The organism is Carnobacterium sp. TMP28 (assembly GCF_047553015.1).
GTDB lineage: Bacteria > Bacillota > Bacilli > Lactobacillales > Carnobacteriaceae > Carnobacterium_A.
This window is the reverse complement of sequence record NZ_CP180212.1, coordinates 698,963-712,184: the sequence shown is the minus strand read 5'-3', so window position 1 is coordinate 712,184 and position 13,222 is coordinate 698,963. Positions and strand designations below refer to the sequence as shown.

General features: G+C 33.4%; 13 protein-coding genes. 3 read left to right on the top strand and 10 right to left on the bottom strand.

Features of this window, described 5'->3' with window-relative positions; translation table 11 throughout:
• From ptsP to ACMHYH_RS03415, 3 genes are all read right to left on the bottom strand, one after another.
• A complete protein-coding gene (gene ptsP / locus ACMHYH_RS03425; RefSeq protein ID WP_414839971.1) occupies nt 1-1,722 on the bottom strand; it encodes a phosphoenolpyruvate--protein phosphotransferase in 1,722 nt (573 codons plus the stop codon).
• Entirely contained in the window at nt 1,722-1,988 is a 267-nt protein-coding gene (locus ACMHYH_RS03420; RefSeq protein WP_085560296.1) for a phosphocarrier protein HPr, read from the bottom strand. The genes ptsP and ACMHYH_RS03420 overlap by 1 nt, the downstream gene beginning before the upstream one ends.
• Nucleotides 1,989-2,175: 187 nt before the next feature.
• On the bottom strand, nt 2,176-2,376 hold the full coding sequence (locus tag ACMHYH_RS03415; protein ID WP_414839970.1) for a hypothetical protein: 201 nt from the start codon (nt 2,374-2,376) through the stop codon (nt 2,176-2,178).
• A gap of 181 nt (nt 2,377-2,557) precedes the next feature.
• On the opposite strand from ACMHYH_RS03415, the gene ACMHYH_RS03410 reads away from it, so the two are divergent.
• The gene (locus ACMHYH_RS03410) at nt 2,558-4,786 is read left to right on the top strand and encodes an AAA family ATPase (protein WP_414839969.1); all 2,229 of its coding nucleotides are present in this window, start codon (nt 2,558-2,560) and stop codon (nt 4,784-4,786) included.
• A gap of 179 nt (nt 4,787-4,965) precedes the next feature.
• Nucleotides 4,966-5,250: a DUF1827 family protein gene (locus ACMHYH_RS03405; RefSeq protein WP_414839968.1), complete on the top strand. Its 285-nt coding sequence runs from the start codon at nt 4,966-4,968 to the stop codon at nt 5,248-5,250.
• A gap of 96 nt (nt 5,251-5,346) precedes the next feature.
• Here ACMHYH_RS03405 and ACMHYH_RS03400 read toward each other — a convergent pair whose 3' ends face one another.
• The 5 genes from ACMHYH_RS03400 to ACMHYH_RS03380 all read right to left on the bottom strand — a co-directional run bounded on the left by ACMHYH_RS03400 (nt 5,347) and on the right by ACMHYH_RS03380 (nt 11,561).
• Entirely contained in the window at nt 5,347-6,930 is a 1,584-nt protein-coding gene (locus ACMHYH_RS03400) for a peptide chain release factor 3 (RefSeq protein ID WP_414839967.1), read from the bottom strand.
• A 145-nt stretch (nt 6,931-7,075) separates the two neighbouring features.
• Nucleotides 7,076-7,630: a thermonuclease family protein gene (locus ACMHYH_RS03395; RefSeq protein ID WP_414839966.1), complete on the bottom strand. Its 555-nt coding sequence runs from the start codon at nt 7,628-7,630 to the stop codon at nt 7,076-7,078.
• A 120-nt stretch (nt 7,631-7,750) separates the two neighbouring features.
• Complete coding sequence (locus tag ACMHYH_RS03390; protein ID WP_414839965.1) at nt 7,751-9,109, bottom strand: FAD-dependent oxidoreductase; 1,359 nt, start codon at nt 9,107-9,109, stop codon at nt 7,751-7,753.
• Nucleotides 9,110-9,385: 276 nt separating this feature from the next.
• The gene (locus ACMHYH_RS03385; protein ID WP_414840335.1) at nt 9,386-10,501 is read right to left on the bottom strand and encodes an AI-2E family transporter; all 1,116 of its coding nucleotides are present in this window, start codon (nt 10,499-10,501) and stop codon (nt 9,386-9,388) included.
• 16 nt (nt 10,502-10,517) lie between these two features.
• Nucleotides 10,518-11,561, bottom strand: a complete 1,044-nt coding sequence (locus ACMHYH_RS03380; RefSeq protein ID WP_414839964.1) for a M42 family metallopeptidase — start codon at nt 11,559-11,561, stop codon at nt 10,518-10,520.
• Between the two features lie 156 nt (nt 11,562-11,717).
• Here ACMHYH_RS03380 and ACMHYH_RS03375 point away from each other — a divergent pair, with 156 nt between their 5' ends.
• A complete protein-coding gene (locus tag ACMHYH_RS03375; RefSeq protein WP_414839963.1) occupies nt 11,718-12,152 on the top strand; it encodes a GNAT family N-acetyltransferase in 435 nt (144 codons plus the stop codon).
• Nucleotides 12,153-12,210: 58 nt separating this feature from the next.
• Here ACMHYH_RS03375 and ACMHYH_RS03370 read toward each other — a convergent pair whose 3' ends face one another.
• Both ACMHYH_RS03370 and ACMHYH_RS03365 read right to left on the bottom strand, forming a co-directional pair.
• A complete protein-coding gene (locus tag ACMHYH_RS03370) occupies nt 12,211-12,921 on the bottom strand; it encodes a 5'-methylthioadenosine/adenosylhomocysteine nucleosidase (protein WP_414839962.1) in 711 nt (236 codons plus the stop codon).
• A gap of 43 nt (nt 12,922-12,964) precedes the next feature.
• On the bottom strand, nt 12,965-13,219 hold the full coding sequence (locus ACMHYH_RS03365; RefSeq protein ID WP_414839961.1) for a hypothetical protein: 255 nt from the start codon (nt 13,217-13,219) through the stop codon (nt 12,965-12,967).
• Between the last annotated feature and the right edge of the window lie 3 nt (nt 13,220-13,222).

Sequence of the window (13,222 nt, the reverse complement as noted above, 5' to 3'; positions counted from 1 at the left end):
TTATTTTGTGTATTCTGTAACTAAACGTACGACTTCTTCAGCTGTATCGCAATCATTGATTGCTTTATCTGCTAATTCTGCCATTTTAGTTGAATCTAAACGTTTCATTAAGCTACGTGTTTTCAAAATGCTTGACGCACTCATCGAAAATTCATCAAGACCTAGTCCCATTAGTAACGGAACAGCAGTTTGATCTCCAGCCATTTCGCCACACATACCTGTCCATTTACCCTCTTTATGAGAAGCATCAATTACACCTTTAATTAAACGTAAAATTGATGGATTATATGGTTGGTACAAATAAGAAACTTGTTCATTCATACGATCTGCTGCCATAGTATATTGAATCAAATCATTGGTTCCAATACTGAAGAAATCTACTTCTTTAGCAAATTTATCGGCAAGTACAGCCGCAGCTGGAATTTCAATCATAATACCAACTTCGATATCATCAGAAACAGCAATGCCTTCATTTTTCAAGTTTTGTTTTTCTTCAAGCAACATAGCTTTCGCTTTACGGAATTCTCCTAAAGTTGCAATCATTGGGAACATGATACGTAATTTACCAAAGACAGAAGCACGCAACAAAGCACGCAATTGTGTTTTGAACATATCTGGTTCTGCTAAACAAATACGGATTGCACGGTATCCTAAAAACGGATTCATCTCATGAGGCAAAGTTAAATAAGGTAACTCTTTGTCTCCTCCAATATCCATCGTTCTAACGACAACTGCTTTGTCACCCATACCTTCTAAAATCGTTTTATAAGCTTCAAATTGTGCGTCTTCAGTTGGAAAATCAGGTGAATCCATATAAAGAAATTCAGTACGATACAAACCAATAGCTTCTCCACCATTATCTTTAACACCAACTAAGTCTTTAGGTGTTCCAATATTAGCAGCTAATTCAATATGTTTTCCATCAGCAGTGTAGGTTTTTTCGTTTTTCAACTTATTCCATTCTGCTTTTTGATTTTCAAATTGATTGGCTTTATCTTCGTAAAAAGAAAGATCTTTTTCTTCCGGATGAACTAATACGTCGCCTTCTAGACCATCAACAATAATGATATCTCCTTCTTTAACTAAATCTGTGATTGATTTAGTTCCAACAATTGCTGGAATTTCAAGAGAACGAGCCATAATTGCTGAGTGAGAAGTCCGGCCACCAATGTCTGTGACAAAAGCTTTTACATATTTACGATTTAATTGTGCTGTGTCACTTGGAGTTAAGTCATGTGCGATAACGATTACTTCTTCATCAATCATTGACGGGTTCGGCAATCTTACCCCTAAAAGATGACTCAATACACGTTTTGTAACGTCTTTGATGTCAGCTGCACGTTCTTGCATGTAAGGATTGTCTTCCATACCTTCAAAGATGCCAATAAACATATCCGTTACTTCTTTAAGTGCGCTTTCAGCGTTTACTTTATTATCGCTTATGTTACTTTCGATACTCCCAATTAACTCAGGATCAGAAAGAACCATTAAATGTGCATCAAAAACTTGAGCTTCTTCTTCACCTAAAGCTTCAGCAGCTTTAGTACGAATTAGCCCAAGTTCTTGAGTAGCTTTATTCAAGGCGTTTTTTAAACGGTCTATTTCTGAATCAGAATTATCAACTGAGATTTTGTCGAAAGATAAATTGGGCTGAACAAGAAGATAGGCTTTTGCTGTAGCAATACCATCACTTGCTGCAATCCCTTTTAATTTTTCAACCATTACTCAGCCAAACCTTCTTTCTTCATTGTCTCTTCAATACTTGAGATTGCTTCTGCTTCATCAGTACCATTTGCACTAATAACAACTTCTGCACCTTGGCCAACGCCTAATGACATTACGCCCATGATAGATTTTAAGTTTACAGATTTACCTTTGTACTCAAGGTTGATATCTGAATTAAATTTGCTAGCTGTTTGCACCAATAAAGTTGCAGGACGTGCATGAATCCCTGTTTCAGCTATTACGTGAAAATCGCGTTTTTCCATAATGTTTGATCTCCTTTTAATAAAAAAATTTTGTTAAAGTTCTCTCTAAGTCGTTATTATCTAAATACTTTTGTACGTAGAACAGACTACTTAAAAATAACTTTTTCTTCTTTATAATGTTACCATTTTAAACGAGATTCTACAACTACTTTCTAGCTTTTCTTCATAGAACGTCGTTTATTACTTATTATTCAGTTGATTTGTAATGATAACTAACTTCACCATAATGATTTGCTGTGCCAATGAGAGAATTTTTTTCTGGATGATTTAACCAAACTTCTCTAAATGCCATAAAATCTTCTTTTTTTATAAAGATTTCATCCGTTTTTCCACTTATTAATTTTTCAATATTTTCTGTGATTTGATTACTATCCATCTTAGTTATCATTTCCCCTCTAAAGTGAAAGTAGCTTTATTAAGGATTAAGTGTACTCTAATTTTTTATTAAAAGATAGAGCACTATACTTGAATGTCAGACAAGGTCAGTGTATAATAACTTAGAAGGTCAGAGAAGGTCAATGACTTCTTGTGCTCTTAAAAAAATTAATTATCGAAAGGATGTGTGCTATATGTTGTGTCAAAATTGTCAACAACTAGATGCAACCATTCATTTGTACACAAATTTGAATGGTCAAAAAGGCCAATTGGATATATGCCAAAATTGTTATCGTTTGTTAAAGGAAGTTAATAGTAAAGGAAATACAAATGACAAGCATCAATTACCTCAAGATCCTTTTGGTTTAGGTAGTTTAGAGGACTTTTTCCAATCTATCCGTTTACCTGAGATTAGTAATCAAGATGCTCAATCAAATAAAGATAATGATAGAAGTCAAAGTGAGTATCCTCCTACAAGAAAAATAAGCGGTCTCTTAGGAGAGTTTGGAATAAATATAACCGACTTGGCTAGAAATGGTGCTATCGATCCTGTTATAGGAAGAGATAATGAAATTGACCGCGTGATTGAGATACTAAATCGACGGACTAAAAATAATCCTGTTTTAATTGGTGAACCTGGTGTTGGTAAAACAGCTGTAATAGAAGGGTTAGCTTTAAAAATTATAAATGCTGAAGTGCCTGAAAAGCTACTAAATAAAGAAGTCATTCAACTGGATGTTGCTTCTTTAGTACAGGGAACAGGTGTCAGAGGGCAGTTTGAAGAAAGAATGCAACAATTAATGGATGAAATGAAAAAAAATCCTACCATTATTCTTTTCATTGATGAAGTGCATGAAATTGTAGGTGCTGGTAACGCAGAAGGTAGCCTAGATGCAGGCAATATGTTAAAACCAGCTTTAGCTCGTGGCGAACTTCAATTAGTTGGAGCAACTACGCTAAAAGAATATCGTTCTATTGAAAGAGATGCTGCTCTGGAGCGTCGCTTACAGCCTGTCCAAGTAAGCGAACCTTCTGTAGAAGAAACAATTGATATTTTAAAAGGAATTAAAAGTAAATACGAAAACTATCATCAAGTTTCTTATACCGACGAAGCAATAAAGCAGGCCGTTTTATTGTCTAGTCGTTATATCCAAGATCGTTTTTTACCAGATAAAGCGATTGATTTACTTGACGAATCAGGTTCTAAAAAGAACTTGACTATAAAAGTAATGGATCCAAAACTGATTGAAGATAAATTAGCGGAAATTGCTCAACAAAAACAAGCTGCATTAAAAGAAGAAGACTATGAAAAAGCTGCATTCTGTCGAGATCAAGCGATTAAATTTGCAGCTATGCGTGAAAACCAGACCATTCAATCAAAAGAACGACCTATCGTGACTGAAAAAGATATGGTTCATATTATTGAGACAAAGACCAATATTCCAGTAGGTAAACTTAAAATCAAAGAACAAGCTCAACTTAAAAATTTAGAAACAGATTTACGCAAACAGGTTATTGGCCAAAATCAGGCGATTGAAAAAATATCAAAAGCTATTCGTAGAAGTAGAATTGGGTTAAATAAAAAGAATCGCCCAATTGGTTCGTTTTTATTTGTTGGACCAACAGGAGTTGGTAAAACAGAATTAGCTAAACAATTAGCTTTAGAATTATTTGGCAATAAAGAGGCTTACATTCGTTTTGATATGAGTGAATACATGGAGAAACATAGTGTTTCTAAGTTAATCGGTTCTCCTCCAGGATATATAGGATATGATGAAGCAGGACAACTTACTGAGAAAGTACGTCGTAATCCTTATAGTATTTTACTCTTAGATGAAATTGAGAAAGCTCATCCTGATGTTTTACACATGTTTTTACAGATTCTAGAAGATGGCCGTTTAACAGATGCGCAAGGTCGTACAGTTAGTTTTAAGGATACTATTATTGTTATGACAAGTAACGCAGGAAGTGGTTCCATAGAGGCAAATGTTGGATTTTCTGCTACTACTAAAGGCAACCAGAAATCTGTATTAAATCATTTAACTGATTTTTTTAAACCCGAATTCATTAATCGCTTTGATGCAATCGTTGAATTTAATGCATTAGAACAGGAGCATTTACTCGTCATTGTTGATTTAATGTTGCAAGATGTTAATGATATGCTCAAAGATCAAGGAATTAGCATTGTTGCTGATCAACTTACTAAGAATAAATTGGTAGACTTAGGGTACGATCCTAAATTAGGTGCTCGCCCATTGCGTCGTGTTATTCAAGAACAAATAGAAGATAGGATTGCTGATGTTTATATCGATTATCCTGAAATAAAAAATCTACTTGCTTCATTGAATGATAAAGGTGACATTATCGTTTCTCCTAAAGAAGAAGTTTCTGCATTTACAAAAGCTAACCAAAGTACCAATTAATTGAATATGGTTTAGTCATTTAAGAGGATGTCTAGAAGTTAATCTAGACATCCTTTTACTTACATACTCTTTCACTTTATGATTTACTCTATTTTGTTAAATGAATATACTTTGAATTTACTACTCATTAATTATATAATAGTCTTAATCTACTAGATTCTAAAAAAAGAGGTGAAAAAATGAAGCTTATTGACGTTACAAATAGCCATATAGATTTAGTAACCGAGCAATTAGGGAGTACTGATGCAAACTTTATAAAAGTTTATACATTAGGTCCGACAACTGTAATTTTTTCGGGAGCTCCTACTCATGAAGATGTCTTATTACTAAACAAGCATCGCAACATAAAAAATGCTGAAATAAAATACGCAGTAGATAATATCTTAGAAACAACTATTGATCAAGTAGATATTTTACATGCGCCGAACATTGTTGAGTTATCTGTATTAGTAGAATCCAAATAATGCTTTCTCGATTATTGTATAAAAAATAGTAAAGCTAAAACCCCACACTGAGAAATGTATGAGGTTTTAACTTTACTATTTTTTCGTTAAGTTCGTTTACAGTAATGACGTCAACTCTACATTTGGGTACTTATCTGCAAACCAATGCATAGCAAACTGGTTTTCAAATAAGAATAGGGGTTGATCGAAACGATCTCGAACAAGTAAATTCCGACTAGATGACATACTTGTATCTAATTGTTCCGATTTAATCCAACGTGCTATCTTATTCCCCATTGGAGTCATAATCACTTCTGATTTGTATTCATGAAGCATTCTGTACTGAAAGACTTCGAATTGTAGCTGTCCTACTGCTCCTAGAATATAATCTTCTGTATGGAACGTTTTATACAATTGGATGGCACCTTCTTGTACTAGTTGTTGAACACCTTTATGGAATGATTTCTGTTTCATAACATTTTTAGCAGAAACTTTCATAAAGATTTCAGGTGTAAACTGCGGTAACTTTTCAAATTCAACACTTTTCTTACCTTCAAAAATAGTGTCTCCAATTTGAAAGTTACCTGTATCATATAAACCAATAATATCTCCAGCAACTGCTCTTTGAACCACTTCTCTACTCTCAGCCATAAACTGAGTGGAGTTAGATAGTTTTATTTTCTTTTTTGTTCTGGCAAGAGTTACGTCCATTCCTCGCTCAAACTCACCTGAACAAATGCGGATAAAAGCTATACGATCTCGATGAGCGGGATTCATATTCGCTTGTATCTTAAAAATGAAACCTGAAAATTCATCATTTGTTGCTGGTACTTTATTCCCTGCTACATCTTTATGAGACGATGGACTAGGTGCAAAATTCAAGAACGTATCTAAAAATGTTTGAACGCCAAAATTAGTTAATGCAGAACCAAAAAATACGGGTGTTAATTCTCCATTTATAATTTTCTCCTCAGAAAAATCGTTCCCAGCTTCGTTTAATAATTCAATATCATCCAAGGCTTGATCATATAAAGAAGATTTTTTTATAGGATGGTCTCCTTCTATTTTACCTTCTGCATTTAACTCAACAATTTTTTCTCCGTTTATTCCATTTATATCAGGATGATGAATTTCGATTCGTTTATTATAGTTATCATATAATCCTAGCAAACCTCTGCCCATTCCAATAGGCCAATTCATGGGGTAAGAATCAATTTCCAAAACTTCTTCTAATTCTTCTAGTAATTCTAATGGTTCCTTGCCGTCACGATCAAGTTTGTTAATAAACGTAAAAATTGGAATACCGCGCATACGACAAACTTGAAAAAGTTTCTTAGTTTGGGGCTCAATTCCTTTTCCGCTATCAATGACCATCACTGCACTATCAACAGCCATTAAGGTTCTATAAGTATCTTCTGAAAAATCCTCGTGCCCAGGTGTATCAAGAATATTGATTTTTTTTCCTTGATATTCGAACTGCATCACTGAACTAGTAACAGAAATCCCACGTTGTTTTTCTATTTCCATCCAGTCAGAAGTAGCAAATTTCCCTGTTTTTTTACCCTTGACTGTCCCTGCTTGGCGAATTGCTCCACCAAATAATAAAAGTTGTTCAGTAATTGTAGTTTTCCCAGCATCTGGATGGGAAATAATCGCAAATGTTTTTCTTGATTCTACTTCGTCTTTTAACTTTTGTTCCATTTTAGCATCCCTCATTTAAATCATTATTTAATAGTTTTTTTAGTGGTTTTACTTAATGGCATGCATCTACATGTCAACACCCTTTTCTATTGCACTCTTTTTTAACTATAATCTAAATAATTATAGCACACTCACTAAGATTTTTTTATTTATTATTAAAACCATATTTTCCTACGTAATCCTTTATCGACCAAATATTCTTTTTTTCTAACATAGCCGCTTGCTCTGCCTCTTTTAAATCATCAAGATAAATTTCTTGTCCTTTTTCATAGCCCACTCTCGCCAGTCCTTCGCGCACTAATTTTTTTTGAACGAATTCTCCATCAGCAAATAAGTAAGCTAATACTCGCCCGTACTGATCTTCTTGTTCTTTAGTTTTTTCATATTCTAACGATAAGTTTTTTCCTACTAAATAATCTGTTAAAAATTCTTTTGACTCTTTACCAAACGGCTGAATTGTACCAGTTTTAGCTGTCGTACTTTCAGGAGTATCTATTAAAAGCAAACGCATTTTTTTACTTTCACCATTTTCATTGTACACAATTGTATCACCATCGATTACTCTTTCTAGCTCTATCGTTACTTTTTGTTCTTCTACTCCTATTGATGAGTTTGTTGAAGAATCTGATACAACATACCCCCCAGTCAAAGCAATGAGCAAAGCTATTAAAGCAGAAACTATCTTTTTATTTTTTTTCATTCTCTTCACATCCCTTTAAAAACTACTAACTCTTTTCTTTCTTATTATTTAACAAAAATAAAAAAGGAAGAAAGGACAACCGCCCTCTCCCCCTTTGAGATACTCAAAGTATCTTCTAAATTATTTTGCAGCTAATTTTCTTTCTTGTTCGACTGCTGCTTGAGCTAAAATATTCAAGTAGTTCCAAGGACGATCAAAGTGAGGTTGGAAGAAGAAATCAACATATGCTAAATCTTCAATAGTCATTTTGTTTTGAATAGCTAAAGAAAGAGTATTAGCAGATTGTGTAACGTCATATTTCGACATCAATTGTCCACCCACAATGCGATTTGTACCTACTTCATAAACTAGTTGCATTAATACTTCTTCAGTTGTTGGCATGAATTCTGGACGATAATTATCTTTAACTAAAACAGAGCGGACATCTAAACCAAAGTGCGGCGCACCACTTGTTGTCACACCTGTTGAGCCAATATTAAAACCGAACAAATACAAACCTGATGTTGATTGAGTCCCTCTATATCTTACCTTAGGCTCTATTATATTTTTACCTACTAATGTACCCATACGGACAGCATTTGTAGCTAAAGGAATATAAGCATGTCCACCATTAGGATTGTAGTTTACTGCACAGCTATCTCCTGCAGCATAAATATCAGGATTGCTTGTTCTCATGTAATCATCCACAATGATTGCTCCATTTGGTAACATATCAACTTGACCTTTTAATAAATCGTTATTAGGACGGAATCCTACACACATAACGACTAAATCTGCTTCATATTCACCTTGTGCCGTCATAACAGAAACAACTTCACCAGCTTCGTTAGCGTTAAATCCATTAACTGATTGATTCAATGCTAATTTAATTCCACGCTCTTGTAAGTCTGATTCTAGTACATCTGTAAATTCTTTATCAAGATATTTATTTAAAATACGGTCTAAACCATCAATTAATGTTACTTCTTTACCAGACTCAGCAAAAGCTTCAACTAATTCAATACCAATATAACCACCACCAACGATTGTGATTTTTTTAGCATCTTTTGATTTAGCAATTAATTCATTTGCTTGGTTATAATTTTTACACAATAGGATATTTTTATGATCAATACCTGGGATTGGTGGAATAATTGGCCAAGAACCTGTCGTATTAACTAATTTATCATATGACTCTTCAAATACTTCACCAGTTAAAATATTCTCAACAATTACTTTTTTAGCAACTGTATCAATCTCTTTAACATTGTGTTCCATTTTAACTGTTGCACCCATAGATGCTAGTTCTTCAGGATTTGAGTAAAATAGTCCTGCAGGATCCTTTACTACACCACCTACGTACAATGCTATTCCACAAGATAAAAAAGAAATGTTGTCATTTCGTTCGAAAACTGCTACCTCTACTGAAGGGTTATCATTTAAAATTGTTTTTACCGCGGACGTTCCTGCATGAGTACAGCCAATTACGATTACTTTCATGTTGTAATTCCTCCTATTATTAACTTTTTATTGGATTCGTTTAATAAAATTGGCACCATTTAGTTGGTATTATTATTCACTAAACACTCGTTTACTATATCACAATAATAAAAGAAAAGAAAACATAAAGATTCATTTCACTTAAACTTATCTTTTTTATACGATAAAATCTAGTTTCTTTTTAAAAAAATAAGCCTCTAGAAAGTAGAAAAAACTACTTCTAAAATGCTTATTTTAAATTGCTAAATACGCTATTTTTTTTCCATTTAAACTGTATTACTTTTCAGCTTCTTCAAGCTGCAAATTTTGGTGTCGTTTTTTTATATTTATCATATCGTGTAGATAAACCACTATTGTTTTTACTACTGCATAAAATGGGACACCCAAAATCATCCCTAGTAGCCCTGCTAAATTACCTGCAACAAGTAAAATCACAATAATCGTTAATGGATGGATATCTAACGTTTTCCCGATAACGTTCGGAGAAATAAAGTTCCCATCTATCTGTTGAACAACTAAGACTACTAATGCTACTAAGATCGCTTTTGTTGGAGAAATGGTAAGCCCAATAATAACTGCAGGAGCTGCGCCTATATATGGTCCAACATAAGGAATGATATTTGTAACGCCTGCTATAATTCCCAATAATAATGCATAAGGCATACCCGTAATCATATAACCAATGAATGTAAAGATTCCGACCATCAAACACACTAATGATTGACCACTAATATAAGAAGCAATAGTTTTATTCATTTGTCCAAGTAACTCAATCAACTGTCCTCTAAATTCTTTTGGAAAAAACTTTGCTACTGCTGGTCTAAATTGTTGACCGTCTTTGAACATATAAAATAAAATAATAGGAGCTGTAAAAATAACGATTGTTGTATTCGCAACTGCTCCAAATATTGAACCTACACTATTTGTGATACCTGAAAAAACAATATTAGCAACATTGCCAATAGATAAATCTAATTCATTCATCGATTTTTCTATATTGAAATCTTTTAACCATGGTTGTCTAATAATTTCCCTAGAGTAAGCTTCTAGTGCTTTTATCAAATCAGGAATATTAGCAATAAATTCTCCTATTTGGCTCACTAACACAGGTAAAACTGAAACAATTAAAACCACTAGAATTCCTATGAATAGAAGTAAAATAATTAGGATACTATATTTACGTTTTATATTAGTTTTCTCCATTATATTAACAATTGGATTCAAGAGATAGTATAAAAATCCAGCTACTAATATCGGCGTAAACAATGTTGAAACAAATGTTGTAATGGGTTGAAATATAAAGTCAATTTTTGTAGACATAAAGATCAAAGTAGCTATAACTAGTAACCAGATAGACCAAAACATCAATTTTGATTTCTTGAAGAGTTCCATTTTTTCATCTCCTATTTTATGATTCATCCATCATAGAGCTAAGTAAATAGCTCTCTATTAATTTTTCGGTTGCTTCTATTGACGATAAATGAGTTCTCTCGTAAGCATGACTGGCATCAATTCCTGCACCAATTAATGCGTGGCGAACATCTGCTCCTGCTTTCATTGCTGCTGAAGCATCACTGCCATAAAAAGGGTAAATATCTAATCGATAAGGAATAGAATTTTCAATGCAAAGGTTGGTTAATTGTTTTCTTAGCAAATAATGGTAAGGCCCACTGCTATCTTTTACGCAAATAGAAACAGAATACTCATCTGTTTGTTGGTCATCACCTATTGCACCCATATCTACCGCTAAATAGTCTACTACTTTTTCAGATATATTTGAGTTTCCACCATAACCAATTTCTTCATTATTAGAAATAAAAAACTGAGTAGTATAAGGTAATTTAATTTTATCTCTTTTTATTTTTTCTAAAAAAGTTATCAATATAGCGACACTTACTTTGTCATCAAGATGACGAGATTTTATAAATCCACTTTCGGTTACTTCTGTGCGAGGATCAAAACTAACAAAATCTCCTACTTCTATTCCCAATTGCATTGTTTCTTCTTTATTTTGAGTTTTTTCATCAATACGAATCTCCATATTCTCTTGATTTCTTTCAGCTGTACCAGCTTCTTTGTAGACATGTACACTTGTTTGGTGCAAAAGAATAGTACCTGTGTACGTTTTTCCTTTTGACGTGTGGATAGTGCAGTACTCACCTTCTATCGCATTGTAGCGAAATCCTCCAATTAAATCCATTTTTAATCGGCCATCTGGCTTTATAATACGTACCATCGCTCCAAGTGTGTCCACATGTGCAGTAACAAATCGTTGTTTTCTACTATCTGCTCCATCAACTGTTACAATTAAGCTACCTTTATTGTTCTCACGAATTTCATACCCCAGCGCTGAAATAATTTTCTTTATTTCTTTTACAATTTTACTTGTATTGCCTGTTGGAGAAGGGATATTGGTTAAATACTTTATCCACTCTATTGTTTGATTAGCCATTTTTTAACCTCCATATAATTACTATAATTGCTTTTTTATTAAAGTTTACTAACTGTATGAAAATAGTGGAATACAGTCTACTCATTATTCTTATAGAAACATCCTACCTTATATGGTACTCTTAAAACCACAATAAGGCAGAAAGAGGGTTAACGTATGAATTATTCTTGGTCAACTAATTTAGATTCTTCTATTTATAAAGACTCATTATCTATCCGAAACAACGTTTTTGTAGAGGAACAACAAGTCCCTAAGGAAATGGAAGTAGACGAATTTGAAGATTTAACCACTTACGTAGTTGGATACTTAGACGCTATTCCTGTTGTCACAGCCAGACTTTTACCAACAAACCAACACACGTATAAGGTACAACGTGTTGCTGTTTTAAAAGAGTATCGTGATAGACAAATTGGAAAGAAAATCATGCTTGAGATAGAACGATTTGCAATTGAACACAATCGAACTTCTTTAGTTTTAGGCGCTCAAGACCAAGCTATTGGATTTTATTCTTCTTTAGGTTATTTGATTGATAGTGAAGGGTATATTGATGCTGGCATGCCTCACCATGACATGGTTAAAACTCTAGTTTAACTGTTGCTAATAAAAAACTAACGAGAGCCACTTTCACGTTAAAAGAAAGTGTTCTACGTTATTTTTTTAATTCAACTAACTGATCAATAAATTTTTCAACAAAAAGCATCACTAATTCTGGTACAAAGTCTATATTTTTCTCGAAATTCTCACCAGCATTTTCACCAGCTATATCAGATAAAATCCTGATATTAATGAATGGAATACCATAGTGGTAAGCAGTTTGGTGGATAGCAGCTCCTTCCATTTCTGCAGCTTTAGCTTTGGGGAATTGTTTTTTGATTTTTTCTACTCTTTCTTTATCGTTCATAAAAGAATCTGCTGTAAGAATTAAACCCTCTACTATATTTGAATTTGTATCTATCTCAGTGAAGACACTGAGAGCAAGGTTACTATATTTTTTCTCTACGTGATAGCTAGCTGGCATTTCTGGAACTTGCCCTAAGGCATAATCAAATATCGTTGCATCAACATCACTAAAAACAGATTCCGTTGAGACAATAATATCCCCAATTGATAGAGAGCAATCCATGCCTCCAGCTGAACCCGTATTTAAAATGAAATCAGGTGCAAAACGTTCGACTAAAATAGCAGTAGACATTGCAGCATTGGCTTTTCCAATTCTAGACTGAACTAACACAACATCATGCCCATTCAATGAACCTTGTTCAAATACTGCATTAGCAACTGTTATTGTTTTTTTATTTTTCAACTTTTCTCTAAACGGTCTTACTTCTTCAGCCATTGCAGCTAGTATTGCAATTCTCATTTTTTTATCTCTCCTTTTTATTTTATATACTCAACTCTTAAGTTTACCTATTGTCTTTTGTTCTTCTAAGTAGAGCTTCACGTTTTAATTTCATTTTCTCTAAACGTCTTATTCTTTCGTTTGGAATCAAATATATTTTTTCGATGATTTGTTGATCGCATTTATAATAAATTTCAAAAACATCACCTAATATTGCTTCATCAGGTAATTCACACCTTTTAATTTCAATCGGATTACTGCCATCATCAGGAATCAATCGAGCAATAGTATTGTCTAATTCTTCAAAAATTGCTCGCATATC